Origin of the sequence: Gilliamella sp. Lep-s35 (assembly GCF_009795845.1) — a bacterium.
Classification (GTDB): domain Bacteria; phylum Pseudomonadota; class Gammaproteobacteria; order Enterobacterales; family Orbaceae; genus Gilliamella.
On sequence record NZ_WTEX01000001.1, the window covers coordinates 91,022 to 117,702 of the forward strand.

At 35.9% G+C, this 26,681-nt stretch carries 23 protein-coding genes and 1 pseudogene; 11 read left to right on the forward strand and 13 right to left on the reverse strand.

What is annotated here, in order from left to right; translation table 11 throughout:
- The first annotated feature begins 410 nt into the window (after positions 1-410).
- The 3 genes from GQ590_RS00450 to GQ590_RS00460 all read left to right on the forward strand — a co-directional run bounded on the left by GQ590_RS00450 (position 411) and on the right by GQ590_RS00460 (position 3,436).
- On the forward strand, positions 411-1,499 hold the full coding sequence (locus GQ590_RS00450; protein WP_160405869.1) for an RNA ligase RtcB family protein: 1,089 nt from the start codon (positions 411-413) through the stop codon (positions 1,497-1,499).
- Complete coding sequence (gene prfH / locus GQ590_RS00455) at positions 1,499-2,116, forward strand: peptide chain release factor H (RefSeq protein WP_160405870.1); 618 nt, start codon at positions 1,499-1,501, stop codon at positions 2,114-2,116. The genes GQ590_RS00450 and prfH overlap by 1 nt, the downstream gene beginning before the upstream one ends.
- 288 nt (positions 2,117-2,404) lie before the next feature.
- Positions 2,405-3,436: an AI-2E family transporter gene (locus GQ590_RS00460; RefSeq protein WP_160405871.1), complete on the forward strand. Its 1,032-nt coding sequence runs from the start codon at positions 2,405-2,407 to the stop codon at positions 3,434-3,436.
- A gap of 149 nt (positions 3,437-3,585) precedes the next feature.
- On the opposite strand, the gene mnmE is transcribed toward GQ590_RS00460, so the two are convergent.
- From mnmE to mazG, 5 genes and pseudogenes are all read right to left on the reverse strand, one after another.
- Positions 3,586-4,947 (reverse strand): tRNA uridine-5-carboxymethylaminomethyl(34) synthesis GTPase MnmE, encoded by a 1,362-nt coding sequence (gene mnmE / locus GQ590_RS00465; RefSeq protein ID WP_160405935.1) that lies wholly within the window; start codon positions 4,945-4,947, stop codon positions 3,586-3,588.
- A 138-nt stretch (positions 4,948-5,085) separates the two neighbouring features.
- A complete protein-coding gene (locus tag GQ590_RS00470; RefSeq protein WP_160405872.1) occupies positions 5,086-5,679 on the reverse strand; it encodes a YdcF family protein in 594 nt (197 codons plus the stop codon).
- A 4-nt stretch (positions 5,680-5,683) separates the two neighbouring features.
- Positions 5,684-5,755 (reverse strand): annotated as a pseudogene (locus GQ590_RS12800) (DNA-3-methyladenine glycosylase I); the annotation flags it as partial.
- A 32-nt stretch (positions 5,756-5,787) separates the two neighbouring features.
- A complete protein-coding gene (locus GQ590_RS00480) occupies positions 5,788-6,228 on the reverse strand; it encodes a hypothetical protein (protein ID WP_160405873.1) in 441 nt (146 codons plus the stop codon).
- Positions 6,221-7,042 (reverse strand): nucleoside triphosphate pyrophosphohydrolase, encoded by an 822-nt coding sequence (mazG, locus tag GQ590_RS00485; protein WP_160405874.1) that lies wholly within the window; start codon positions 7,040-7,042, stop codon positions 6,221-6,223. Before mazG ends, GQ590_RS00480 begins: the two co-directional genes overlap by 8 nt.
- A gap of 227 nt (positions 7,043-7,269) precedes the next feature.
- On the opposite strand from mazG, the gene GQ590_RS00490 reads away from it, so the two are divergent.
- From GQ590_RS00490 to GQ590_RS00515, 6 genes are all read left to right on the forward strand, one after another.
- Entirely contained in the window at positions 7,270-9,273 is a 2,004-nt protein-coding gene (locus GQ590_RS00490; RefSeq protein WP_160405875.1) for an OPT family oligopeptide transporter, read from the forward strand.
- Between the two features lie 153 nt (positions 9,274-9,426).
- A complete protein-coding gene (locus GQ590_RS00495) occupies positions 9,427-11,349 on the forward strand; it encodes an ABC transporter ATP-binding protein (RefSeq protein ID WP_160405876.1) in 1,923 nt (640 codons plus the stop codon).
- An 85-nt stretch (positions 11,350-11,434) separates the two neighbouring features.
- A complete protein-coding gene (locus GQ590_RS12805) occupies positions 11,435-11,575 on the forward strand; it encodes a transposase (protein WP_368669141.1) in 141 nt (46 codons plus the stop codon).
- A gap of 258 nt (positions 11,576-11,833) precedes the next feature.
- Entirely contained in the window at positions 11,834-12,598 is a 765-nt protein-coding gene (gene idnO, locus GQ590_RS00505; RefSeq protein ID WP_160405878.1) for a gluconate 5-dehydrogenase, read from the forward strand.
- Positions 12,599-12,734: 136 nt separating this feature from the next.
- Positions 12,735-14,000 (forward strand): MFS transporter, encoded by a 1,266-nt coding sequence (locus tag GQ590_RS00510; RefSeq protein ID WP_160405879.1) that lies wholly within the window; start codon positions 12,735-12,737, stop codon positions 13,998-14,000.
- A 134-nt stretch (positions 14,001-14,134) separates the two neighbouring features.
- Complete coding sequence (locus tag GQ590_RS00515) at positions 14,135-15,127, forward strand: substrate-binding domain-containing protein (RefSeq protein ID WP_160405880.1); 993 nt, start codon at positions 14,135-14,137, stop codon at positions 15,125-15,127.
- Positions 15,128-15,244: 117 nt separating this feature from the next.
- Here GQ590_RS00515 and era read toward each other — a convergent pair whose 3' ends face one another.
- The 8 genes from era to GQ590_RS00555 form a co-directional block, all read right to left on the reverse strand.
- Positions 15,245-16,150 (reverse strand): GTPase Era, encoded by a 906-nt coding sequence (gene era / locus GQ590_RS00520; RefSeq protein WP_160405881.1) that lies wholly within the window; start codon positions 16,148-16,150, stop codon positions 15,245-15,247.
- Positions 16,147-16,821, reverse strand: coding sequence for a ribonuclease III (gene rnc, locus GQ590_RS00525; protein ID WP_160405882.1), 675 nt, complete (start codon positions 16,819-16,821; stop codon positions 16,147-16,149). The genes era and rnc overlap by 4 nt, the downstream gene beginning before the upstream one ends.
- Before the next feature lie 11 nt (positions 16,822-16,832).
- Positions 16,833-17,834, reverse strand: a complete 1,002-nt coding sequence (gene lepB, locus GQ590_RS00530; protein ID WP_160405883.1) for a signal peptidase I — start codon at positions 17,832-17,834, stop codon at positions 16,833-16,835.
- A gap of 47 nt (positions 17,835-17,881) precedes the next feature.
- Positions 17,882-19,678, reverse strand: coding sequence for a translation elongation factor 4 (gene lepA / locus GQ590_RS00535; protein ID WP_160405884.1), 1,797 nt, complete (start codon positions 19,676-19,678; stop codon positions 17,882-17,884).
- 154 nt (positions 19,679-19,832) lie between these two features.
- Positions 19,833-20,744 carry a MucB/RseB C-terminal domain-containing protein gene (locus tag GQ590_RS00540; protein WP_160422523.1) on the reverse strand — a complete coding sequence of 304 codons (912 nt, stop codon included), beginning with the start codon at positions 20,742-20,744 and terminating at the stop codon, positions 19,833-19,835.
- Between the two features lie 78 nt (positions 20,745-20,822).
- Entirely contained in the window at positions 20,823-21,383 is a 561-nt protein-coding gene (locus tag GQ590_RS00545; RefSeq protein WP_160405886.1) for an RseA family anti-sigma factor, read from the reverse strand.
- Between the two features lie 50 nt (positions 21,384-21,433).
- Positions 21,434-22,006 carry an RNA polymerase sigma factor RpoE gene (rpoE, locus tag GQ590_RS00550; protein ID WP_065637128.1) on the reverse strand — a complete coding sequence of 191 codons (573 nt, stop codon included), beginning with the start codon at positions 22,004-22,006 and terminating at the stop codon, positions 21,434-21,436.
- A gap of 217 nt (positions 22,007-22,223) precedes the next feature.
- The gene (locus tag GQ590_RS00555; protein WP_160405887.1) at positions 22,224-24,731 is read right to left on the reverse strand and encodes a class I adenylate cyclase; all 2,508 of its coding nucleotides are present in this window, start codon (positions 24,729-24,731) and stop codon (positions 22,224-22,226) included.
- Between the two features lie 97 nt (positions 24,732-24,828).
- Between GQ590_RS00555 and GQ590_RS00560 the strand changes: the two genes are divergently transcribed.
- Both GQ590_RS00560 and GQ590_RS00565 read left to right on the forward strand, forming a co-directional pair.
- On the forward strand, positions 24,829-25,389 hold the full coding sequence (locus GQ590_RS00560) for a CoA pyrophosphatase (RefSeq protein WP_160405888.1): 561 nt from the start codon (positions 24,829-24,831) through the stop codon (positions 25,387-25,389).
- 366 nt (positions 25,390-25,755) lie between these two features.
- Positions 25,756-26,556: a YdgH/BhsA/McbA-like domain containing protein gene (locus tag GQ590_RS00565; RefSeq protein WP_160405889.1), complete on the forward strand. Its 801-nt coding sequence runs from the start codon at positions 25,756-25,758 to the stop codon at positions 26,554-26,556.
- Positions 26,557-26,681 lie beyond the last annotated feature (125 nt).

A 26,681-nucleotide genomic window follows, 5' to 3' on the forward strand; every position in this document is an offset into this window, starting at 1 on the left:
AATTTTTATTCTGCTATTTACTTCTTGTAAAAAGATAATTATGATACGCGCCATTATTAACTGCAAAGGAGAATTGATTATGATTTATTTAACTCATCTTTGCAGGCTTATCGCAAAATAATTAAGTAATTACTCTTCATAAATTTTTGCTTCAATTTATTCTGCCGATTCTAGCCTGCCAATTAAAATTATACCCAATGTTTAAAGACAACTTTATATTAAATAAAGTAGCTACTGTTTTAGACAAACAATCAATTTATTGTGTTCTAATCACTATTAAATAGAGTTAGATGTTAAGTAAGCTTTCATTTTCAACATCACTTTCTTACATGTGATTTTTTCAAAACAATAGTCTTTATACGTCTTCAGGGTACAACAAAAACAATAATATTTATTAAATGGATTGATATATGGACAATTCTATACAAGTGCTATCTGACAAAGCGTCATATATAGCATCAAAAAATACTTGGATTGAAGGGTTAGCTATTGAACAATTACTGACAACTGCAAATTTACCGAATATGATTAAAGTAGTCGGTATGCCAGATCTTCATCCAGGAAAAGGCTACCCTATTGGAGCTGCTTATTTAAGTTGTGAAACCATTTACCCAGCCTTAATTGGTAGTGATATTGGTTGTGGTATGGGTTTTTGGCAAACAGAAATCAATATAGCTAAATTAAGCATTGATAAACTAGAACGGCAGATCGGTAATATTGATCAACCAGATATACGGCACAAATATAATTTAGGTACAATCGGCGGTGGTAACCATTTTGCTGAATTACAAAAGGTTAGTAAAATTTTTGATGAACAGTTATTTAATCATTATCAACTTAATGCTAAAAAATTATTTTTATTGGTGCATAGTGGATCAAGAGGATTAGGACATCAAATTTTACAAAACCAGTTATCACGTTTTGGCTATCAAGGTTTACCTGATAATAGCCCTGAGGCATTAAACTATCTAGCTAAACATGATAATGCCGTAGCATTTGCAAAATTAAATCGTCAAGTAGTTGCTGAAAGATTAATGACGAACCTTAATACTCAAGGTAATGAAGTGCTAAATGTCTGCCATAATTTTTTAGAAAAAGTAACATTAGCCCAAAAAGATTATTGGTTACACCGTAAAGGTGCCTCTTCAGCGATAGATGAACTAGTGATTGTACCAGGATCACGCGGGGATTATAGCTATTTAGTCCAACCAATAAAGTGTGAAAATTTATTAATGTCACTGGCTCATGGTGCTGGGCGTAAATGGCGGCGAGCTGACTGTAAGGGAAAATTAGATAAGCGGTATTCTATGCAAGAATTGAAGCGAACTAAACTGGGTAGTCGCGTAATTTGTGAAGATAGTAGCTTAATTTTTGAGGAAGCACCACAAGCTTATAAAGCAATCGATAGTGTGATTGAATCGATGCAACAGGTTAATATTGTTAAAGTGATCGCACAGCTTACTCCAATATTAAATTATAAAACACAAGGAGGTCATTAATGGCATTACTCTTTTTTTCATCTGCCCGAGGACCTGCTGAGTGTAGTTTAGCGGTTACCAAAGCGGTAACTCAATTTTTAAGTGAAGCAAGTAAATTATCAGTAACCACTGAAATAGTTGAAAGCGTATTGGGCGAAAAGCCCAATACTTTTCGATCTGTGCTTATTTCGGTTGACGGTTTACAAAGTGAACAGTTAATTCAACGTTGGCTTGGAACCATACAATGGATCTGCCAAAGTCCGTATCGACAAACGCATAAACGTAAGAATTGGTTTATCGGTGTTACTTGTCTAGAAAACCCTTTGCAAATAATAGATAGTAACATTGAATTTACGACTACGAAGTCATCAGGTGCAGGTGGTCAACATGTCAATAAAACCGAATCGGCAGTAAGAGCAACCCATATAGCAACAGGTATTAGTGTTAAAGTGCAAACAGAACGAAGCCAACATGCCAATAAGCGGTTAGCTAAATTGTTACTAGCACATAAGCTTGCCCAATACGAAGCAAATACACACCAACAACATAAAGCCGAACGCCAACAATTTCATTATTCTGTACCAAGAGGTAACAGTAGTTTAATTTTTTATGGTGAAGGATTTTATGAAAAAAAATAATAATTATTCGATTTATATAGATAATATTTTTTATTATCTATATAAATATCCCTCCCATTTTAATATAGTTATATTGGCTAAGCATAATTCATATGGAATATTGATACCTTATAATTCCAACTCTATAAATATTCGATTTTTATTATTATAAAATATTCTCTAAAGCTTATTTTATTTGACTAATAATAAGCGGACGAATAATAAACCATCTGTTATAATTTTAACCATATTTTAACTTATATATTTTATCAACATATCACATTGATTATTAAAGGAAATAATACAACAATGTTACTTAATGACAATCAAAAATTAGGTCTATTTTGTCTGGCGCTGTTTTCCGTTAGTTTCATTATTTTAATGCACGTGCATTTAATGCCGGCAGTGATAGCGGGGTTGTTGACCTATACGTTAACACAAAAATTAGATGATTTTTTATCGCGAAAAATGGCACGGTTTAGCCATCAGTCAAAATTAATTTCGGTATTAGTGCTAACGACTGTGATTATGGGTATTTTTATCGGTGGCTTTTGGTATTTGTTTGCTTGGTTTGTTGATATGGCCAAGCATCCAACCGAAACGTTAACCAATATAAGGTTAGTTGTAAACAATGTAATAAACAGTTTACCGTCAAATGTTACCGATTATTTACCTGATAATATTGATGAAATTGAATCAACTATCATGGTTTATCTTAAAGAGCATGTTTTTTATTTACAATCGATTATCAAAAAAGTATTTCATGATTTAGTCATATTAATTGTGGGAATGATTATTGGATTAATTTTAGGTTATAAACAAAACCAACGTAATGCGGTTCATAATCCAGTGACACAAAGGCCATTAACTAAAGCGTTAAAGGCTAGTTTAAACCGGTTAGTAGTGGTATTTCAATATGTTGCGATGTCTCAAGTTGTGATTGCATTATTTAATACGATAATGACTGCCATTTTGCTATTTATTATTTTGCCTATGTTTGGTATTCATTTACCATTTAGTAAAAGTTTAGTGCTAGCCACATTTGTTTTTGGACTTATTCCAATTATTGGAAACTTGATTGTTAATGTATTAATCTTTTTTGTTGCATTTACCGTATCGTTTACTGTTGCAATGGTAATTATTGTGTATTTAATTTTAATTCATAAAATGGAATATGTGCTTAATGCAAAAATAGTTGGGACAAAAATTCATGCAGGTATCTGTGAATTGTTAATCACAATGCTCTTTTTAGAAACGCTTTTTGGCGTGATTGGTTTAATTTTTGCACCTATTTTTTATGCGTTTATAAAATTATCATTAAAAGAACTAAGAATTATTTAAGTCTATTGAAATTAAGATTTGTATAAATTGATATTTAGCTGATTTTTATAAAATAAATTACCATAACAAAATAAATTATCTAATTCATTTTATGGGCATTATCTAGTTTGTTATGAAACTAGATAATGTTACCATCTGGTCGTTTACCTCTACTTTCCAATACAAAAAGAACTAAATATACGGCCTAACAAATCATCAGAAGTAAATTGCCCTGTAATTTCACTTAAAGCTTCTTGCGCTAGTCTTAATTCTTCGGCAAGTAATTCACCAGCATGGAATGTGATAAGTTGGTGCTTACCATTGTTTAAATGTCCTGCTGCCTTTTCAAGTGCTTGCAGATGGCGACGTCGGGCTAAGAATCCACCTTCAGTACTGCTAGTAAAGCCCATGGCCTGTTTTAGGTGTTCACGTAATAAGGTAATCCCTTCGCCTGTTCGTGCCGAAAGTTGAATGAGTGAGTAGCCGTTTACTTCGTTATATCCTAGTGCTTCACTCGTTAAATCGGCTTTATTACGAATGACAGTTACTGGCATATTTTTAGGTAAGCGTTCAATAAATTCTGGCCATAGCTTTTCGGGGTTGGTTTCTGTTGTGGTTGTGCTGTCTACCATGAACAGCACCCTGTCGGCTTGTTCAATTTCTTGCCAAGCACGTTCAATACCAATTCGTTCCACTTCATCACTCGCCTCGCGTAGTCCTGCGGTATCAATAATATGTAGTGGCATGCCATCGATGTGGATATGTTCACGCAGTACATCGCGCGTGGTGCCGGCGATGTCGGTAACAATGGCTGCCTCACGACCGGCTAGGGCATTAAGTAAGCTTGATTTACCTGCATTTGGTCGACCTGCGATGACAACTTTCATACCTTCACGAAGTAGCGATCCTTGTTTAGCTTCTTGCCTAACTTCGTTTAAGTGTGCAATCACTTCATTAAGCTGAGCTTCAATTTTGCCGTCAGATAAAAAGTCGATTTCTTCTTCAGGAAAGTCAATCGCCGCTTCGGTAAAAATTCTTAGATGAATCAACGATTCAACAAGTGCATCTATTTTCTTTGAAAAGACGCCTTGTAGCGATGAAATAGCCGATTTTGCCGCTTGCTCAGAACTGGCATCAATTAAATCAGCAATTGCTTCAGCTTGAGCAAGATCTAATTTATCATTTAAAAATGCGCGCTCTGAAAACTCCCCCGGTCGAGCAATGCGGACACTTGGGATTTCAAGAATGCGTTTTAAAAGTAAGTCTAAAATAATCGGCCCACCATGACCTTGTAATTCAAGCACATCTTCGCCCGTAAATGAGTGAGGATTAGGAAAGAATAAGGCAATGCCTTCATCTAACGTGCTACCATCTGATGCTAAAAAAGGTAAATAATTGGCATAACGAGGTTTAGGCAATTTGCCCAATACCGCTTGAGCAACAGTTTGAGCCTGAGGCCCTGAAACACGCAAAATACCAACCCCTCCACGCCCTGGAGGGGTTGCTTGTGCAACAATCGTATCTAAGTTCATTCTTTTCATTTTTAAATTAAACAGCAATGTTGCCATGATATCATGGACAATAAGTAAAAACAGCTGTTGCTTATGGTGATGCCGCTATTAGCTGATTGAATTAAAAAAATCGTAAAAAATTTGATTTAATCACAAGCATTAGCTTTTTTTAGCTTTAGGATGATCAAATACCCAAGAATTTGCTAATGCAAGTGGTTCTCTTATCATTGCAATATATTTATCAAAATTAGTCCAACTCAATGGTGCCGATAATCCTGATACTTTATTAAATCCCGAGCGTTTAGCTAACATAATTGAGCGTAATAGATGAAAATCATTCGTTACAATAACCGTGTTTCCTAATGGTAATACGTCATTTGCATATATAAATTGTTGAGCAGTTCGGGTTGATTTATCTTCAATATAAATTCTTGATGATTCAATGCCTTTTTTGATTAAGTAATCAGCCATTACACTAGCTTCGCTTGCTGACTCATCTTTGCCTTGCCCGCCACAAACAATGACTTTTGTATTGGGATTATTTTGCAAATAGTTAATCGCAACATCTAAACGAGCTTGTAATGTTGGAGGTGCCTGCGCAGGTGTTCCCACTACTTGTGAACCTAAAATCACCATGGTGTCAGCATTGTCTTGTGGTTTTTGCTCGGCATAACTAAGAATAATCACATTACAGACAATAAAATAACTTAATAGGGCGATAATGGCATATTTTACTAGTTGTATCATTTTCATTAACTTAAATTCCTTTTTTAAAGCAATCTTCAAAGTGATCATTGACTAACCCCATAGATTGCATAAATGCATAACAATGGTGTAGCCAATGTCAGTTATTCCTATACATTACAAATAAACCACATGCTTGCCTTTTTCTGGTTGGAACGTTGCTTTGCCAAATTCATCTAAGAAATAGGCAATATGATCGGCTTTATCCCCCACTAGGCGCCCTTTGACTTTATTCCATGTCATCAGGACTATCATGGCATCAGGTTCACAACTAATTAGCATGGGTTGTTCAAACTCCTCGTTCCAATAAAACTCGCCACCGTACAATTTATGCGCAGTGAGTAATAAGTAACATCCGTATTCTTGCGATATCATGTTGAGCTGTTCTTCTGATATGCTGAAGTTTTTTTCAGCCAGTTCACTGATGATCATTTCAACAACAGTGATGCTTTTTTCTGAATAGTCGAGCTGGTTAATGCTCCATGTTGGGCTGTTTAAAATGGCATTTTGCGCCCATGCTTCGATTTCTTGATACAGTTCGTTTTTTTGTTCAGTCATGTTGAGTTACTTCGCTATTAGGGTTAATTTGTTCTAGTTGTTTAACACTTTGCCACGCGGCTTCCATTTCTTCAAGTGTTGCTTGAGTTAAAGTAATATTTTTTTGTTGAAGGATCGATTCGACTTGTTTAAAGCGCCGCGTGAATTTTTGATTCGCTTGCTGCAAGCAGAGTTCTGATTTGATTTTTAAGTGCCTAGCTAAATTGACAGTTGCAAAAAGCAGGTCGCCAAGTTCTTCTTCTATTTTTTTTGGTTCACCATTGTTTTTGTTAAACTCTTGTTCAACTTCGTTGAGTTCTTCTTTGACTTTGTCTAAAACTGGTTGTAATTCTTGCCAGTCAAACCCTACTGATGCGCAGCGTTTTTGTATTTTGTCGGCTTTTATTAAGGCAGGAAGCGCATTTGGTATGTCGTCTAATAGTGAGTATTGTGCGCGGTTATTACGTTCGGTCTGTTTTAGTTGTTCCCAGTTTGGTTTTTCGGTGTTGTTATTGCCAATAGTGTTGTTACTGCCAAATATATGCGGGTGGCGATGCGTTAATTTATCCGCCACGGTTTGACAAATATCATCAAAATCAAATGCATTTTGTTCTTTTGCTAAATCAGCATAAAAAATAATGTGAAACAGTAGATCGCCAAGTTCATTTTTAAGTTCATGCATATCTTGCCGATCTATGGCGTCTAGCACTTCGTAGGTTTCTTCTAATGTATAGGATTTTAAAGATTTAAAAGTTTGCACGCGATCCCATTCGCACCCTTTTATCGGGTCGCGCAGTTGTTGAATAATGGCTTGCAGGCGTTGTAATTGGTTCAAGGTATTTTCCGTCGGTTTTTAATAATTAGTTGTGTTATTGTAAAACTTTCATTACAAAAGCGTTATTGATTTTAATATCAATCCCCATATATTTTGCTTTTGTTGGTAAATTGTTTGTTAAAACAACGTTAATATTTTAAAAAATATAGTTATTTACGGAACTTCTAGCTGATAAATGTAAATTGAGTATATAATACGTAGCTTTGAAATTAACTTTATAAAAAAATATGAATAATTTACGAGAACTTACGTTAAGAGGAACCATTCTTGGTGCCCTCATTACCGTTATTTTTACAGCGTCAAATGTCTATCTTGGTTTAAAAGTAGGATTGACATTTTCCTCAGCAATTCCTGCTGCAGTGATTTCGATGGCTGTACTGCGTTTATTTTCAGGCGCAACGATTTTAGAAAATAATATGGTGCAAACGCAAGCTTCAGCGGCTGGAACGCTTTCATCCATTATTTTTGTTCTTCCTGGCCTGTTAATGATCGGTTATTGGCAAGGGTTTCCGTTTTGGTTAACGTTTGCTGTGTGTGCCGGTGGCGGAATGCTTGGGGTTTTATTTTCTATCCCTTTGCGTCATGTGATGGTTGTTAAAAGTGATTTGCCTTATCCTGAAGGCGTGGCTGCGGCTGAAATTTTAAAAGCAGGCTCTAAAACTGATAATAACGAAGCAAATGATGGGCTTAAGGATATTTTATTTGGTGGTACAATCGCTTCTGTTGTTAGTTTATTTACCAATGGCTTTCGCGTGTTATCTGATAGTGCGGCTTATTGGTTTAGTGCAGGTAAGTCTATTTTTCAATTACCTATGGGGTTTTCTTTAGCATTACTTAGTGCCGGTTATTTAGTTGGCATTATGTCTGGCATTGCTATTTTGATTGGTACAATTATTGGTTGGGGATTTGGTATTCCAATTTTAAGTCTTATCACTGATTATGATTCGAGTGAGCCTTTAGCTAAAGTTGCGATGAGCTTTTGGGCAAAAGATATCCGCTTTATTGGGGCTGGTACAATTGCGATTGCCGCTATTTGGACGTTACTGACTTTAGTTAAACCAATGATTGAAGGATTAAAGCTCTCTTTTAAAAGTATGCGTTCAGATGTGTCAGCCAATGATATTGCACCAACCGAGCGTGATTTATCACCTAAAGCTATCTTCTTAATTATGGCTGGTATGCTAGTTATTTTGCTAGTGACTTTTTATAGCTTTATTGCAGATAGTGGTTTGTCGGCAGGAGTTGCTTGGTCATTAGTACTTTGTGCTACCTTGTTTGCGTTTATTATGGGCTTTTTAGTGGCTGCCGCTTGTGGTTATATGGCAGGGCTTGTTGGCTCATCAGCTAGCCCAATATCAGGGATTGCTATTGTTGCCGTGATTGTTATTTCGTTAGTTTTATTAGGTTTGGGTGAAGCCAATGGTATGTTAGCCTCTATCGAGGGTTCTAATTTTGCCACAGCGCTTGCGCTGTTTACTACTAGTGCGGTGTTATCAATCGCTTGTATCTCAAACGATAATTTGCAAGATCTAAAAACAGGTTATTTAGTACATGCAACACCATGGAAACAACAAGTTGCGTTATTAATTGGCTGTGTGGTTGGTGCGATTGTTATTGCCCCTATTTTAGAAATTTTATATAACGCTTACGGCTTTACAGGAGCTTTACCTCGTGCTGATATGGATCCTAAACAAGTGTTAGCTGCACCACAAGCAACATTAATGACAACAATTGCTAAAGGTATTTTTTCGCATCAACTTGATTGGACAATGATCTTAATTGGGCTTGCTTTAGGTACAATTGTTATCATTATTGACTTAATTCTAGCTCAAAATAAATCTAAGTTTCGTATACCAGCTCTTGCTATTGGTTTAGGTATTTATTTACCTCCAAGTATTACAACACCAATTATTATTGGTACTTTTTTATCATGGATAATTAAACGTTATTCTTATAAAAAAGCACAAGCACAAAATTTAGATCCAGAAGCGCAATTTAAGAAAGTGGATCGTAAAGCCGCATTAATTGCGTCAGGACTAATTGTTGGCGAGAGCTTGGTCGGCGTGTTATTAGCTGTTGTGATTGTTATTAGTATTACAAGTGGCGGGAATGATGCACCGCTTGCTATTTCGGCCGATTTAGGTGTGTTACCTGAGTTTTTAGGCCTTTTCGTTTTTGTTAGCGTCTGTCTGTTTTTTATTCGCCGTGCTTTGACGGCAGTAAAGAAATAGTTTAGTTAAAACGCCGTTAAATTTAAGCCCTTTATTCGTTGTAACAAAGGGCTTTTTTATTTACATTGATTGTTTTTATGTCATGCTTTATTGTAAGGCACTAAAATAGTATTTTATTAACATATTTTATTTTGAATAATAGATAATAATATCATGATAGTATTTGACTCCATCCAAGTTCGCCGCGGTATTAATTTACTTTTAGATAATGCTTCTGCTACGATTAATCCAAAACAAAAAGTTGGGTTAGTGGGTAAAAATGGTTGTGGAAAATCCACCCTGTTTTCGCTAATTAAAGGTGAAATTCAAGCTGATGCAGGCTCGTTAAGTATTCCTACTCAGTGGCAACTTGCTTGGGTGAATCAAGAAACGCCAGCATTAGATATCCCTGCTATTGAATACGCCATTGATGGTGATCGTGAGTATCGGCAATTAGAAAAGCAGTTAGATAGTGCTAATGAGCAAAATAATGGAGAACAAATTGCGCTTGTACATGAAAAGCTTGATACAATCGATGCCTGGACTATTCGAGCACGAGCTGCAACGCTTTTGCACGGTTTAGGGTTTTCTAACGAGCAATTGCAATTCCCCGTTAAATCCTATTCTGGTGGTTGGCGAATGCGATTGAATTTGGCGCAAGCGTTAATGTGTCGTTCCGATTTATTACTACTTGATGAACCCACCAATCACCTTGATTTAGATGCGGTCATTTGGCTTGAAAAATGGCTAAGTAACTATTCAGGTACATTAATTTTAATTTCTCATGATCGGGATTTTTTAGATCCTTTAGTCAATAAAATTATTCATATTGAACAAAAAAGTTTATTTGAATACACCGGTAACTACTCGTCATTTGAGATCCAACGTTCAACTAAACTTGCTCAACAACAATCACTTTATGAAAGCCAACAGCTTAAGGTGGCTCATCTGCAAAGTTATATTGATCGTTTTAGAGCTAAAGCAACCAAAGCCAAGCAAGCTCAAAGTCGAATTAAAATGTTAGAACGAATGGAGCTAATTGCGCCTGCTCATGTGGATAATCCATTTCATTTTAGCTTTAAACCATCAGAATTTTTGCCTAGTCCACTATTAATGATGGACAAAGTTGTGGCTGGCTATGACGATAAAATTATATTAGAAAAGATTAAACTCAACTTAGTTCCTGGTTCACGCATTGGGTTATTAGGACGTAATGGCGCAGGGAAATCAACGCTCATTAAGCTACTAGCAGGTGAAATCCAACCCAAAGCAGGAAATATTAATTTAGCAAAAGGTGTGCAATTAGGTTATTTTGCTCAACACCAATTGGAATACTTGCGCGCTGATGAATCCCCTCTTTGGCATTTAATGCAACTTGCTGAACCCAAAAATACGGAACAAGAGCTGCGTAATTATTTAGGTGGCTTTGATTTTCAAGGCGATAAAGTGACCGAGCCTGTTAAGACTTTTTCAGGTGGTGAAAAGGCACGTCTTGTTTTAGCTTTAATTGTGTGGCAAAAACCAAATCTACTTTTATTAGACGAACCAACTAACCATTTAGATTTAGATATGCGACAAGCATTAACTGAGGCGTTAATTGATTTTGACGGTGCATTAGTGGTGGTGTCACATGATCGCCATTTGCTGCGTTCAACTACCGATGAATTCTATTTAGTCCATGATCATAAAGTTGAGCCATTTGATGGTGATCTTGAGGATTATCAAAAATGGTTAGCTGAAGTGCAAAAAACAGAAAATCCATCAAATGATGAAAATCAGTCAATAAAAAAAGAAAATACCACTAATATTTCGGCTCAGGATCGTAAAGAACAAAAACGTAAACAAGCCGAATTACGTGCACAAATGCAACCGATTAAGAAACAGTTACAAAAAGAAGAGCAGTTACTTGATAAATTAACCAATCAACTAAAACAAATTGAAGAACAATTGTCAGATCCTGTAATCTATGACGCGAGCAAAAAAGCTGAACTTACCACTTTATTACTAGAGCAAAGTCAGCTTAAAAATCAATTAGAAGAGACGGAGTTACAGTGGCTAGATTTGCAACAACAACTAGAAGCCTTTAATTTGGATTAATAACAATTAATTTTGTTAAAAAGTTTCAGGAAATACGACGTTTTAGTATAAAAACACCAGCAATCTAACTGTAGCTAGAATTTCCATTAAAGAGCTTTACTGCCAATATGGTATGACTAACTCCACCTTTTATAAATGGCGGAAAAAATACGATAGTATGGAAAGTTCAGATATCAAACCTTTAAAAGAACTTAAGGCGGAATATCGTAAACTCAAACAAAGCTAAGTCTATAAATCTCTGTGATTTTTTAAAGGATTATTTTAACCATGAAGTGTAAACAACTTGGTGTTTTTCTACAATTAACGTGTTAAAAAAGTTTATTAAACAAGCTTAAAACGGTTAAATTATAATATTTGAAGTTGATCACAGAATTAATATTTTCATAGTAAATAACGCATTGTTGGCTTTCTTTTTTTACTTTTTCATAATATTGTTACGCGTAACTGTTATGCATAACAATATTTGGAATAAAAGGAGAAAATCATGCAATCTTTATTTGAACTAAAAGGAAAACGCGCTTTAATTACAGGTTCAGCGCAAGGCATTGGTAATTTGCTTGCTACAGGTTTAGGGCGATATGGGGCAAGTATTGTTATTAATGATATTACCCAAGAACGTGCTGAAAATGCAGCAAGCCAACTTAAATCACAAGGCATTGATGCCGTTGGCGTCGGTTTTGATGTAACCAATTATGACTCGGTCAAACAAGCCATTGATCGTATCGAAAAAGAGATCGGGCCTATTGATATATTAATCAATAACGCTGGCATTCAACGTCGTCACCCATTTACTGAATTTCCTGAAGCAGATTGGGATGCTGTTATTAATGTTAATCAAAAAGCCGTTTTTTTAGTTTCACAGCAAGTCGCTAAATACATGATCACTCGTAAGCAAGGAAAGATCATTCATATTTGCTCAATGCAAAGCGAACTCGGTCGCGACACCATTACCCCCTATGCCGCATCAAAAGGCGCAGTGAAAATGCTTGTAAAAGGCATGTGCGTTGAACTTGCACGCTACAACATTCAAGTCAATGGTATTGGTCCTGGCTATTTTGATACTGAAATGTGCAAAGCTTTGGTTGAAAACAAAGAATTTACTCAGTGGTTATGTCAAAGAACGCCTGCTGCCCGCTGGGGTAAACCTGAAGAACTTATTGGTTCTGCTGTATTTTTATCGTCTGCGGCATCAAATTTTGTCAATGGACATATTCTTTATGTTGATGGCGGAATGTTAGCTGCAGTTTAAAACTATATTGCGGTAATTATATTTTTACGAACTTAATTCAAGGAAGGTTAAAGCAATATACAAATAAAAATTAATAAAAGCATGGATGAAAATTGTCGCAAAATCACTTTATTATTAATTGAAAGCGAGAATGAACATGAATATAACAAATAAAGCCCCTATAAATAAACTAGCGCCATCTCGTTGGTGGCGATTAATGCCAATTATTTTTATTACTTATAGTTTAGCTTATTTAGATCGTGCCAATTATGGTTTTGCCGCAGCAGCGGGAATTAATAAAGATTTAGACATAAGTCCAAGCACATCGTCATTAATTGGCGCTCTTTTTTTCCTTGGCTATTTCTTTTTCCAAGTACCGGGATCGGTTTATGCAGTTAGGCGAAGTGTTCGTAAGCTAATTTTTGTATGTTTAATACTGTGGGGATTGTGTGCCGCATTGACAGGGATGGTCAGTAATATCCCAACACTTATGGCGATCCGTTTTATACTTGGTATTGTTGAAGCAGCGGTTATGCCATCAATGTTAATTTATATCAGTACATGGTTTACTAAAGCCGAACGTTCAAAAGCCAATACATTTTTAGTTTTAGGGAACCCTGTAACCGTATTGTGGATGTCAATTGTATCAGCGCACTTGATCGACCTTTATGGTTGGCGCGAAATGTTCATAATTGAAGGCTTACCGGCTGTATTATGGGCAGTGGTTTGGTGGTTGCTTGTACGTGACAAACCATCCGAAGTTAAATGGCTTACCAACGCCGAAAAAGCTGATTTTAAAGCTGTCATGGATAAAGAACAACAAAATATCAAACTAATGCGTAACTATGGCGAAGCGTTCCGTTCTGCCAGTGTTATTAAACTTTGTGCAGTGCACGCATTATGGAGTATTGGTGTATATGGTTTTATGATGTGGATGCCGTCAATCATCAAATCGGCAGGCAATGTTGATATTATATCGGTTGGGTGGTTTGCAGCTATTCCTTATTTTGTTGCGATTGCTATGATGTTAATGGTTTCTTTTTATTCTGACAAACTACAAAATCGTAAACTTTTTGTTTGGCCATTATTACTTGTTGCAACCATTGCATTTTTTACTGCTTATTTGCTTGGGGCTGAACATTTTTGGATCTGTTTTGTGCTTTTATCACTTGCTGCTGGCTGTATGTACGCACCTTATGGACCTTTCTTTGCTTTAATTCCTGAATTATTACCAAGCAATTTATCTGGCGTGTCTATTGGCTTAATTAATAGTTTTGGAGCACTTGGGGCATTTATTGGTGCTTGGCTAGTGGGTGTTATCAATGCAGCAACGGGCAGTGCTGGAGCGTCATATATCTTTATGGGCGTATCTTTAGTTTTATCCGTTATTTTGATGGCTAGCGTTAAAGCGCCTAAAAAATAACTAATAATGTCAAAAAAATAAGAAGGCAATGGATACTGCCTTCTTAATTTATTCTAACAAATATTATTTATTTTCTTGTTTTTACTGGTAAAATGCCACACATTCAACCAGCATCCCTCCTAAAATAACAGGTTATGAAAGATAAGCGTATTAGTTTACAAGATATTGCCAATTTAACTGGCGTGACTAAAATGACCATTAGTCGCTATCTAAAAAACCCTAAACAAGTCTCTGAAAAAAACCAAGAAAAAATAGCAAAAGTCTTAAAAGAGATCCAATATATTCCCAATCTTGCGCCACAAATAATGCTAGGTTCGCGCAGTCATTGTATTGGCATTGTTATACCGTCTTTTAAAAACCAAATATTTACAGAAGTGCTTGCTGGTATTGAATCGGTCGCATCAGCTCACAATTACCAAACAATCATTACTAACTATAATTATGATAAACAGTTAGAAGAAGAAAAAATTATTAACCTGCTGTCATACAACGTCGACGCTCTTGTCTTGATGGAAAAGGAGCACACTCAAACCACTCTACAATATTTAAAAACCGCTAATATTCCTGTTGTTGAACTTATGGATATCACCAAAACATTTTTTGATATCCAAGTTGGTTTTGATAATGAACAAGCTGCCTATGATATGACTTTGCAAATGATTGAATCTGGCAAAAAAAATATCATCTATTTTAATTCCATTGCAAGTGCACGAGATAGCCAACGTTACAAAGGTTATCAATGTGTTATGAAACAATCAGGATTAACACCACGTCAGATTATCCCCAATGCAATATCATCAATAGATTTAGGCAAAAGTTTATTTCACCAAGCAATTCAAAAATACCCTGATATGGATGGCATTTTATGTACTAACGACGATATGGCAATAGGTGTATTACTTGAGTGCCAAAATTATCAGATCCCTGTTCCTGAACAAATTGCTATTGCAGGCTTTCATGGTTTAGAGATTGGTCGAGCAAACAACCAAAAAATTGCAACTGTCATCACCCCACGATTTGAGATTGGTAAAGTTTCAATCGAATTATTATTGCAAAAATTAAATGGTGAGCGAGTGAAAAGTAGTGTTAATTTAGATTATAAGATTGATAAAGGGCAGACAATTTAGTTAATTTTTCGTTAAAAAACGGTCAGTAAAGATATTGATTTTATTGAAGTTTTTTTGAAAGTGAAAATCAGGCATAAATATGCCTGATTGATAGCTTAAAAAAATCTAGCGGGATTGTTAATCATCGCTATAGCCTAAACTTCTTAATGCCCGCTCATCATCGGCCCAGCCCGCTTTGACTTTGACCCAAAGTTCTAGATGGACTTTGTTGTCAAAAAATGATTGCATGTCTTTACGCGCTTCAATACCAATTTTTTTGATTTTTTCGCCTTTGTTGCCAATGACCATTTTCTTTTGTCCGTCACGCTCAACTAAGATTAGTCCGTTAATGCGGTACATTCCATTACGTTCGTCAACTTTAAATTGTTCAATTTCAACCGTTACTGAATAAGGTAATTCATCACCTAAAAAACGCATAAGTTTTTCACGGATAATTTCTGATGCCATAAAGCGTTGCGAGCGGTCGGTAATGTAATCTTCAGGGAAATGATGTTCCCCTTCTGGTAAGTGTTTTTTGACGATATCTTTTATGATATCAACGCCTTCACCTTTTTCGGCACTGATTGGCACCACATCAAGGAAGTTAACTTTTTGGCTGATTGCTTGAATGTGAGGTAATAGTTGTGTTTTGTCAGTGACGTTATCGATTTTATTAATGACTAATAATACTGGGCATTTGCAGTTTTTGAGTTTGTTGGCAACCATTTCATCGTCGTCATTCCAATGAGTCCCTTCAACAACAAAAATCACAAGTTCAACATCCCCAATTGAGCTACTTGCCGCTCGGTTCATTAGGCGATTGATGGCTCTTTTTTCTTCAATGTGCAGCCCCGGCGTGTCAATATAGATAATTTGGTCGTTATTCTGCGTGTCAATACCGACAATGCGGTGCCTTGTAGTTTGCGCTTTGCGCGAGGTAATCGAGATCTTTTGACCAAGCAATTGGTTTAATAGCGTTGATTTACCTACATTTGGTCGCCCCACAATGGCGACAAATCCACAATGTTGTGTTGTTTCTGTCATTTTATACCTAATTGGTTGAGTGCTTCTTGTGCTGCTATTTGTTCTGCTTTTCGGCGACTTAAACCGCGACCTAAATATTGGCGGTCGTCATTATCGATTTTGCACTGAATTAAGAATTCTTGTTCATGATTATCACCTGTGACTTCAACAATAAGATAACATGGGCGTGGACGATGAGTCCCTTGCAAATATTCTTGTAATTTTGTTTTGGCATCTTTTTGTTTTATGCCTGGTTGAATTTGGTTTAAACGAGTTTGATACCACGATAAGATTAACTGACGAATTGTGTCGATGTTGCTATCTAAGTAAATGGCGCCAATTATGGCTTCAACCGTATCAGAAATAATTGATTCGCGACGAAATCCGCCGCTTTTTAGCTCGCCTTGTCCCAAAATAAGGTGATCGCCTAATTTAAAATCTTTACCCATTTCGGCAAGCATTTGACCGCAAACAAGTGTTGCTCGCATTTGGCTCAGATCGCCTTCGTCTTGTTTGACAAAGCGGTGATATAGCTCATCAGCAATGACAAAACTTAAGATTGAATCCCCTAGGAACTCTAAACGTTCGTTATGCATTTTATTAGCACTTCGGTGAGTGAGCGCTAATTCAAGTAGTGATAGATCTTGAAACTGATAGCCGATCGATTGTTGAATTTGAGTAAATTTTTTCATAATGATAATTTTTAATGTATTCCACCAATACGACTAAAGCGAATTCCTGTTGGCCACTCATCTGGTTGTTTTTCAAAGCTGATCCAAATTGCGGTTGCTTTACCCACAAAGTTACCTTCAGGCACAAAGCCAAAGTATCGACTGTCACCGCTGTTGTCACGGTTGTCACCCATCATAAAGTAGTGACCTTGTGGTACAACCCAAGTGGCTATTGGTTGATCTTTTTGGTGGTAATAATAATTTGGATCTTCTTGCGATCCTTGTGTAATTAAAATGTCGTGCGGTTTGTCGCCTAGTGTTTCTTGCTGAATGTCCATATTTAATGTTACAACACTACTCGTGTCGGTAATACCTTTATCAGCATATTGCTGTAAGGTGTAAAAGCTTGGAGAAGTTTTAAATTGCTCATGAACCTCTTTCCAGTTGCTTGGTTTTGGTTCGCTGTAATGCAAGTCAAGTGGCTTTGATTGCTGGCCTTTACAATCAGTATCCGTTGTTTGGCACGCTGGATAAATTACAATTTTCTTTTCTTTAACCAGATAGACGACTTTGTCACCAGGTAAACCAACCACACGTTTAATCAGATCCATTTGCGGAACATTTGGATGTTTAAATACCGCTACATCACCACGTTTAGGGTGCCCTGTTGGGATGATGACGGTGTTAGTAATAGGATCACGCAAGCCATAAGCGTATTTTTCAACCGCAATAAAGTCACCAATTAGTAACGTTTGCATCATTGATCCTGATGGGATTTGAAACGGTTCATATAAAAATGAGCGGATAAAAAATACAACAAATAAAACTGGGAAAAACGAAGCCAAGTTTTCAACCCAAACTTTGGGTTTTCCTATTTCGGCAAGGAGCTTTCCGTCAGCCTCGCCATTGCTTTGAGTGCGAATTTCTTCTACTTTACGCTGTCTTGCTGGTTTCCATTTGAATTTTTCTAAAAACCAAAAGATCCCAGTAATGAAAGTTGCGGTTGCTAATATGATGGCAAATATTCCAGCCATTTTTTTTCCTCTTTAAATGAATTTTTTTATCAATTCGTTCTAATTAGTTAATCTTTTCCTACATGCAAAATTGCTAAAAATGCTTCTTGTGGTAATTCAACATTACCAACTTGTTTCATGCGTTTTTTACCTTCTTTTTGCTTTTGTAAAAGTTTCTTTTTACGACTCACATCGCCACCATAACATTTGGCCAATACGTTTTTGCGTAGTTGTTTTACAGTTGATCGTGCTATAACATGATTGCCGATAGCCGCTTGTATAGCAATATCAAACAGTTGACGAGGAATAAGATCTTTCATCTTTTCAACTAATTCCCGCCCACGATATGGTGCGTTGTCTTTGTGGGTAATCAAGGCTAACGCATCGACACGTTCACCATTTATTAATACATCCAATCTTACCATGTCGGCAGCTTGGAATCGTTTAAAGCTGTAGTCTAATGAGGCATACCCGCGCGAAGTTGATTTTAGTTTGTCAAAAAAGTCTAATACGACTTCGGTCATTGGTATTTCGTATGTTAAGGCTACTTGGTTTCCATGATAAACCATGTTGGTTTGCACACCACGTTTTTCAACACAGAGTGTGATGACGTTGCCTAAATAAGTTTGCGGAACTAATATGTTACATTCTGCTATTGGTTCGCGTAATTCTTGAATGTTATTTACTGCTGGTAACTTAGCAGGGCTATCAACGTAGATAATGTCATTGGATGTGGTTAGCACTTCATAAACAACCGTTGGTGCAGTAGTTATAAGATCGAGGTTGTATTCACGCTCTAAACGCTCTTGGATAATTTCCATATGCAGTAAACCAAGAAAACCACAACGGAATCCAAATCCTAATGCCCCTGAATTTTCTGGCTCATAAAACAATGAGGCATCATTCAAGCTTAATTTACCAAGCGCATCACGAAAAGCTTCATAATCGTCAGAGCTGGTTGGGAATAATCCTGCATAAACTTGTGGTTTGACCTTTTTAAAGCCAGGTAATGGTTCTTGTGCCGGTGCTTTTGCTAAAGTTAAAGTATCCCCTACTGGCGCACCTAAGATATCTTTGATAGCACAAACAACCCAACCCACTTCACCACAATGCAGGCATTGTTTATCAACTTGTTTAGGCGTAAATATACCAAGTCGATCAACGTTGTATGTCATGCCTGTACTCATAACTTTAATTTTGTCACCTTTGTTTAATTCACCATTTTTTATGCGAATTAATGAGACAACACCTAAGTAATTATCAAACCATGAATCAATAATAAGTGCTTGTAATGGTGCGCTTGAGTCGCCTTCTGGTGGTGGAATGTCGTTGACAAGTTGTTCAAGAACATCAGTCACGCCAACGCCTGTTTTAGCTGAACAGCGAACAGCATTACTTGCATCGATGCCGACAATGTCTTCGATTTCGGCCGCAACGCGCTCTGGTTCAGCTGCGGGTAAATCAATTTTGTTTAGAACTGGTACAACTTCAAGATCCATGTCTAAAGCGGTATAGCAGTTTGCTAGTGTTTGTGCTTCAACGCCTTGCCCTGCATCGACAACTAATAATGCACCTTCACAAGCGGCAAGCGAGCGTGAGACTTCATACGAAAAGTCAACATGACCTGGAGTATCGATAAAATTGAGCTGATAGGTTTCGCCATTTTTAGCATGATAATCAAGCGTAACACTTTGTGCTTTGATGGTGATACCTCGCTCACGCTCAAGATCCATTGAGTCGAGCACTTGGGCTTCCATTTCACGATCTGAAAGTCCACCACAAATTTGAATTATGCGGTCTGAAAGCGTTGATTTACCATGGTCAATATGGGCAATAATTGAAAAATTGCGGATATTTTTATTCATATTAATAATATTATAATGAGTATCTTGGTTATTAATGGTTAACTATCTAAAATGCCTTTGGTTATTACCAACATTGCTAATAAGTACATAGTCATAAAGGAAACATTTTACACATTTATCACTGCTAAGCATAGCGTTATCGAGAAGTTTGCACTTATTTCTGGATAATATTTTGTGCTATACGTTCAAGCGTGGTATGCGGTAAATTACCAATGATGATAATATTTTTGTGTCCCAAGTTAGTTGAATAAATAGTGCGTCCACCTTGTTGAATAATTTGATGTGATTGTTTAGCTTGTTCAGAAGAAATATTAACTGTAAATGAAAACACACCATCTGAAAACAATTTAGTTGCAATATCAGAGTTGTAAAAATTCAAATTATAAGCAGCTATTTCCTTAAACCCTTTAGGTAACCACGCTAATCGCCATTGTTCAAACGCACTATCTTGTTTTTCGATCGATAATAAAACAGGATAGGTTCGATTGTTGATATAATCTAGCTGTTTTTTCTTATCAAAATTTTCATCTAGCTGGATCACTTTTATCTGATTAATAATGTTGTTATTTTGATCTAATAAATCAACTCTGATCGGCAAATAGGTTTGATCATCAATCCAGATCAGGTAGCTATAACGATCCTTTTCTTTGGCGATGATTTTTACCTGTTGTGCACTACGATTTGCCGTTCTTGCTTTGCCTAATAGAATAAAATCGTAAAACTCGCTTAGATCATTAAAATTATTATAAATCACATCAGGAAAAGCCTCGATGATGCGTGGGCTTGTGATCGAAAACGAGGGGCTATCAGGTTGAAAGTAACTCGTTACACCATTATGCAAGATGATCTCTTTATTTGGACCTTCAAGATAGCGTAGGCAGGCATTAATGTCATTTTTGTTTGCTGCGCCTAAATGGCTATATTCAAATGTAGTTGCATATTGATCTTTATCTTCAAATAAAAAGTGAATATGGTAATTTTGTGTTTGAGCTGCATGATGCATTTTATTTAATAGCGTTAAGGCATCATCAGTATCATTAGCGTAAATGGATGCTGAAAAAAACACAAAAAACAGAGTGAAAATAAAATTTCTACTCTGTTTTATAAAATGTGGTACAAAATAATAAGGTAATTTCATTTCCAATTAGTGAGCATTTAGTCTTTTTTGTAATTCATAATCTTGTACAAGCAATCTGATTTTGTCGTATTGTCGCTCTTCAAGCTGTTGCTGATCATTTTGCTGATGAATTCCACCTACTGGCGCAATATTAACACCGACAGGAACAGTGTTTAATGTAGGGATGCCATTTGTATTATCCGTTTGGCTTTGCTGATATTGAACACCGGCAATAATGCCAAGCGTGACACATGCAGCAAGCCCAACTTGGCTGGCTTTAGCAAAAAAGTCTTTAACGTGAATCCAAATTAAGTTTTCAGCTTTTGGTTGTGTGGTTGTTTTGATATTTGGTTGATCTGTTAGATTATTGTATAAATCTTCACTTGCAATAGCTTGAGCAATTTGCTTAGAGATATCTAACTTTAATGCGCTACTATGCAACTCACCTCGCATTGCTTCTCTTACAATATGATAGCGGTGCCAGCATGCTTGTAAACTTTCATTATGCGATACTTCATCAATAATATGATCGTTTGTGAATTCGCCATCCATAAATAATGAAAGTTGCTCTTTTTGTTCAATTTGCATAGTAGATACCTTAAATTTATGACTACTTTTTATCAATTTGTTTGTAGCCATTAACCGAGTAATGGTTTTAGTTTTTCATCTATTGCTTCACGCGCTCTAAAGATACGTGATCGCACTGTTCCAACGGGTGTATCCATAATGTCAGCGATCTCTTCGTAGCTTAAGCCATCAATTTCACGCAATGTAATTGCCGTTTTTAAATCATCTGGCAGAGCTTCAATCGTTGCAAATACGGTCTTTTTTACTTCGTCTGAAAGTGCTAAATTTTCAGGATTATCAAGATCCCTTAATGAATCGGCACCTTCATAACTTTCTGCTTCGCTAGCGTCAATGTCTGATGCTGGCGGCCTTCGTCCTTGAGAGGTTAAGTAATTTTTAGCCGTATTAACTGCAATACGATACAACCACGTGTAAAAAACACTTTCACCTTTAAAAAGACTTAATGAACGATATGCCTTAATAAAAGTTTCTTGCACAACATCAGGAACTTCAGACGCTAATACATAACGAGAAACTAAATGAGCTAATTTATTTTGATAACGAACCACAAGTAAATTAAATGCGTTTTTGTCACCATTGACAACGCGATCAACTAATACTTGGTCTGTTACTTGCTCCCCCATTAAAGGCCATTCCTTATTATGTTAATAACTGTCAATAGGCCCAAATTTGTGCACACAAACAGTTAGATTCTTAAATTACAAAAAAGTTCCCATTATTTTAATAGAAATTTAATTATTTTACTTATTAATTGTAAATTTTTATCTTTTTTATACTAAAACACATGCTTTCCTGAAAGTTTTTGACATAATTCTATTTAAATAAGATCATTTTGATCGTTTAATTGACGGGTATGATCTTGCGTTCACCTGAGTCATTATATGTGATTTGATAAAATTGAGGTAGATTAAAATTAACAGCACTGCCCGTTGTAAAAGTAAAACGATCGTCAGATAAAACATAAAAATCGTTGATATCTTTTACCATATTTTCTTTTGAACCGTTACAATTACGGTAAATTTCAACCTGATTATGTTCATTTAAGATGTAAAGATCAAAACCCGATTCGGTATCTTCAAAAATGAACTGGATGATCCCTCTATAAGCAATGCTGTCGATTTCTTTGGGTAGTTCATTGGTTTCGTCTAAAATATTTAACGGTCTACCTTGTATTTTGTTGTTTGATACGGCACCATAAAAATCGATCGCATTTTCAAATTGATGGCTAGAAACACCTAATCGTTCAAAAAATAGATACCAAGAAGATCCCCCCACCCTTAATGGTTTGACTTGTGTTGAATTGTTTTCAGTCGTGGTTAAGCGCAAATCAACACATTCATCCATAAGTTTTTTTATTTGTTGTTTGATTTCGCAACTTAAGTGTTCACTATAACAAAAAATTTCAATTGAATTAGGAAGATCAGCATTTTTGTGCATGCGATTTAATAATGCTTTAATCGCTTCAAGCACGGACAGTGATCCGCTAAAATGAAGCATACGAATTTCATTCCATGAATTTCTATAAAGAAGATCAATTGTTCCAACTAAGCTAAGTTCATCTTTACCGTAATTAAGTACGCTATTAGCCACTTCATTATCTATCTTTATGTTGGCAGTGGGATCATCTTCCAGATTTAAAATGATCGCTAAATGGCGAATTTCACATGGCCCATATAACTGTTCTTCAGTTGCAGCAGGAACATCGATGGGAAAGTAATTTTTTAAATCGGCGATCAATTTATTGATTTTTGAGTTATTACGATTTTCACCATTCCGATAATAAAATTGGGTAGTATCAGCAATTAAACCATTAAAATAACACCAACCAACCAGTTTTACTAAATATTTGCTATATTCAAGATATTGATGACCAATAATTGATTGCAACATGGGTTTTTGGTTATAAACATACCATCCTGCTCGATTGATGCGATCTTCTGCCACATGAATAAACGTCAAGGCATCTTCTTGCAAATTGTCGGATATATTAAGTTTTAATGTTGTTATTTTGCCTGGTAATACTTCAAAAGCAGCATAGAGTTTACGCGTTAAGATCGCCAGATCTTGAGGACTAATTAATGAGTCTAAATTATTACGACGACCAAAATTGAGCAGGTTCCGATAGCCTGTCATCATGGTGTGTAATAAAATTTCATGCATTTCTCGAACTTGTTCTATTTTCCAAGTTTGGCAGGCATCTAATTTGGCAATTTGTTGCTCACTCCAGCCCCAATTTTTAACTAAATCACTCAAAATAGTACGACGCCAAGATGGTGATTGTATAGGGATTGATAGTTTTTCATTTACTTTTAAATAAAAACAGTTGCGAATTAGCTCAAGCCGTTCATAGTCATTAATTTCTACAAGATAGTTACTGATTCTGTCTAACAGCATGTAGTATGAATCTAGATTTATTCCTTGATGTTTTTTACCTTTTTGAATAAATTCCTTCATCTGGTAAGCAATCGGCTTATTTTCGGGATAGATCCATGAATACGCTTCTAATAATAGAGTTTTAAGTACCGCTTTAAAGGGAGAATCGATACTTTTATAAAGCTGCCATAAACTTGCACCAAAATACTCTTGTGCAGATAAGCCAGTTAGTGGCCCAAAATCAATCCAGTCATTTCTCTCAATTAAATTAAGATCAACCATAGCGTTAACGCACTGTTCATAAGTGGGATAAGTGACATTATTTACGGTATAGTTATAAGGCACAGCAAACCATAACAAAAATTTTCCTGCTAATAAATTAGCGGAACGGTAAAATTCTTCAAGCAATAAAATATGTTGTGCAGAGCCACAGTTTTCACCCATTAAACATTCGTGATGTTGATTGATAAAACGATCGGCATCGACCACAAATAACGTTAATTTGACTTGCAAATTTGCTGCCCATTTTTCGATTAATCGACATTTTTGTTGTAACGCTTCTTTTTGTTGATCTGTTAAATTGTTTTCAATACATATCCAAATATCAAGATCAGATTTTACCGATTGTCCAAGAGAGCAAGTACTTCCCATCGAATATAAAGCGGAGATTGCCGGTGGTCGTGTTTGAGTTGGAGTTTGGTCTGTGGGTGGAATAAAATTAAATTTGCTTTTCAGTAGTTTATTTGCATCATTAGATAATTGATAACAAGCAATACTAGAAGGGATATAACCTTCTATATATCCAGGTAATTGAGGCGTATGGTAATGAAAAAGAGCGGGAAGTAGCAAAAATACCTGTTGAAATTCAGGCGACATACCAATAAGCGCACGCTCACGCTTTAAATTGGCAAGATCTTCGAGTTCTTTTTTAAGGTTATTGATATAATATTGCATAGCTTCAATTAGGTAAAACATGCGTATTAAACTAACGCTTTTATTAAATCTAGCATTTTATTCGTGTAAGGTAAATAGAACAACAATTTAAATTAAATGCTGAATAAAATTAATTATTATGATCACAATCGAAAAGATAACAAAACAGATTCAAAAAAAACAGATTATAAAATGTGTTGATAATAAAGCAGCTGTGCTATTGCCGATCGTTCATGTTGATGATCAACTCCAGCTATTGTTTCAAGTCAGATCAAAAAAGCTAAAATGGCAACCGGGGGATATCTGCTTTCCTGGTGGTCGTGTTGAATTAACGGATATTAATCCCGAACACACGGCTAAACGTGAAACCGCTGAAGAATTAGGCATTGCCCTTAATCAAATCACAATTTTAGGACAATTACCCAAATTTATTGCTACGTTAGGTATGATGATTTATCCATTTGTAGGCACAATAAATTCATTAGATGATTTGCAACTAAACCATGACGAAGTTGAGCAGATTTTTACAGTTCCTATTAAGTGGTTTATTGACAATCAACCACAATGTGCAACGATGTTTTTAGGACATAAACCTGCCGATAATTTTCCATTTGATGTTATTACTAATCGTTCAACCAGTTGGCAAAAAAGGTCTGAACATGCGGTCTATTTTTATCAGTATCAAAATTGGGTTATTTGAGGATTAACAGCACAATTGCTTAGATTTTTTATTGATACAATTGGTGAATAATCATTATCAACAAAATAATTAAAAACACACATCGATTAACACCATTTTAAGCAATTAGTGCTAGGTGATCGACAGTTTTATTAAAAGAACTTGAGGATTATTACTGAACGTCTTATAAAGGTGCTAGTTGTTTTACTATTCATTCCTGCCAAAACAACTATATGTCTTAACGCTTTTAACAAGTAGACAATGACAAGGCATTCTGGAGTTCTACAAGTTCGAATAATCTCGAAGCAATACCATTAAATCTGCAAATTAAATAAGCGTTAAATAGTGATTTTCTATTTTAATAATTCAAAAGTGAAGGATTTAATCATGAAACGTTTTACTAAATCTTCTATAGCTTTAGCTGTACTATTATCTTTACCTATTGCTAATCTTTATGCCGCTCAACCATTAACCGCTAAAGAAAGCCGCCACTTAATACCATTGAAAGAAATCTCAGTAACAGGAAGCTATTTACAAGCAGATAATGCTGCTGATGATATTTCACGTGCTGCAGATGAAGCAGGTGCTAAATATTATTATATTACAGCAATGGAAACTCCTGCTAGCGGAACTTCTTCAGATCGCGCTATTGTTTATGCCAATATTTATAAATCTAATGCACAACTAGCTGTCGAGCAAAACCCAACTACTTATAATGGTGTTGTTTCCTATGACCGCTCAAAAGCGCTTTTCTATTTACCATTTGAAGTTGTTAAATTTAAAGGTAATTACAACAACACTTCTGAAATTACTGAAGCAGCAAGTAAATTAGCCGCTGAAAAAAATGCCTACGCGTTTTATATCGATTCTATTTCATCAGTCGGTAGTCAAGACCAAGCTCAAGACATCGATGTTTTATTATATAAACAAGATGCACCAGTAAGAGATTATATCGTTACAACTGCAATACAAGGTCAAGATGCCTACGAAATCAGTAGCGAGGCATTTAAACGTATGACACCATACAAGACTATCAGCTTCCATGGTGTCTTTAACGACACTTCTGAAATCAGCGAAGCAGCACAAAAACATGCTGTTGCTGATGGCGCACATTTTTATTATGTAAAAGAAGTATCAAACAACGCAGCAAGTACAGCGCAAACTGTTTTTGTTAATTTATATAAATAAAGCATAAATTTATTTTTACTAAAATCAGCCCATGCAAGTAATTAACTTGCCTGCATGGGTTTTAGCTTAAAATTCATTCAGGAAAGGTGTTTATTTTATTGAAGTTTTTATTTTAATAAAAATGA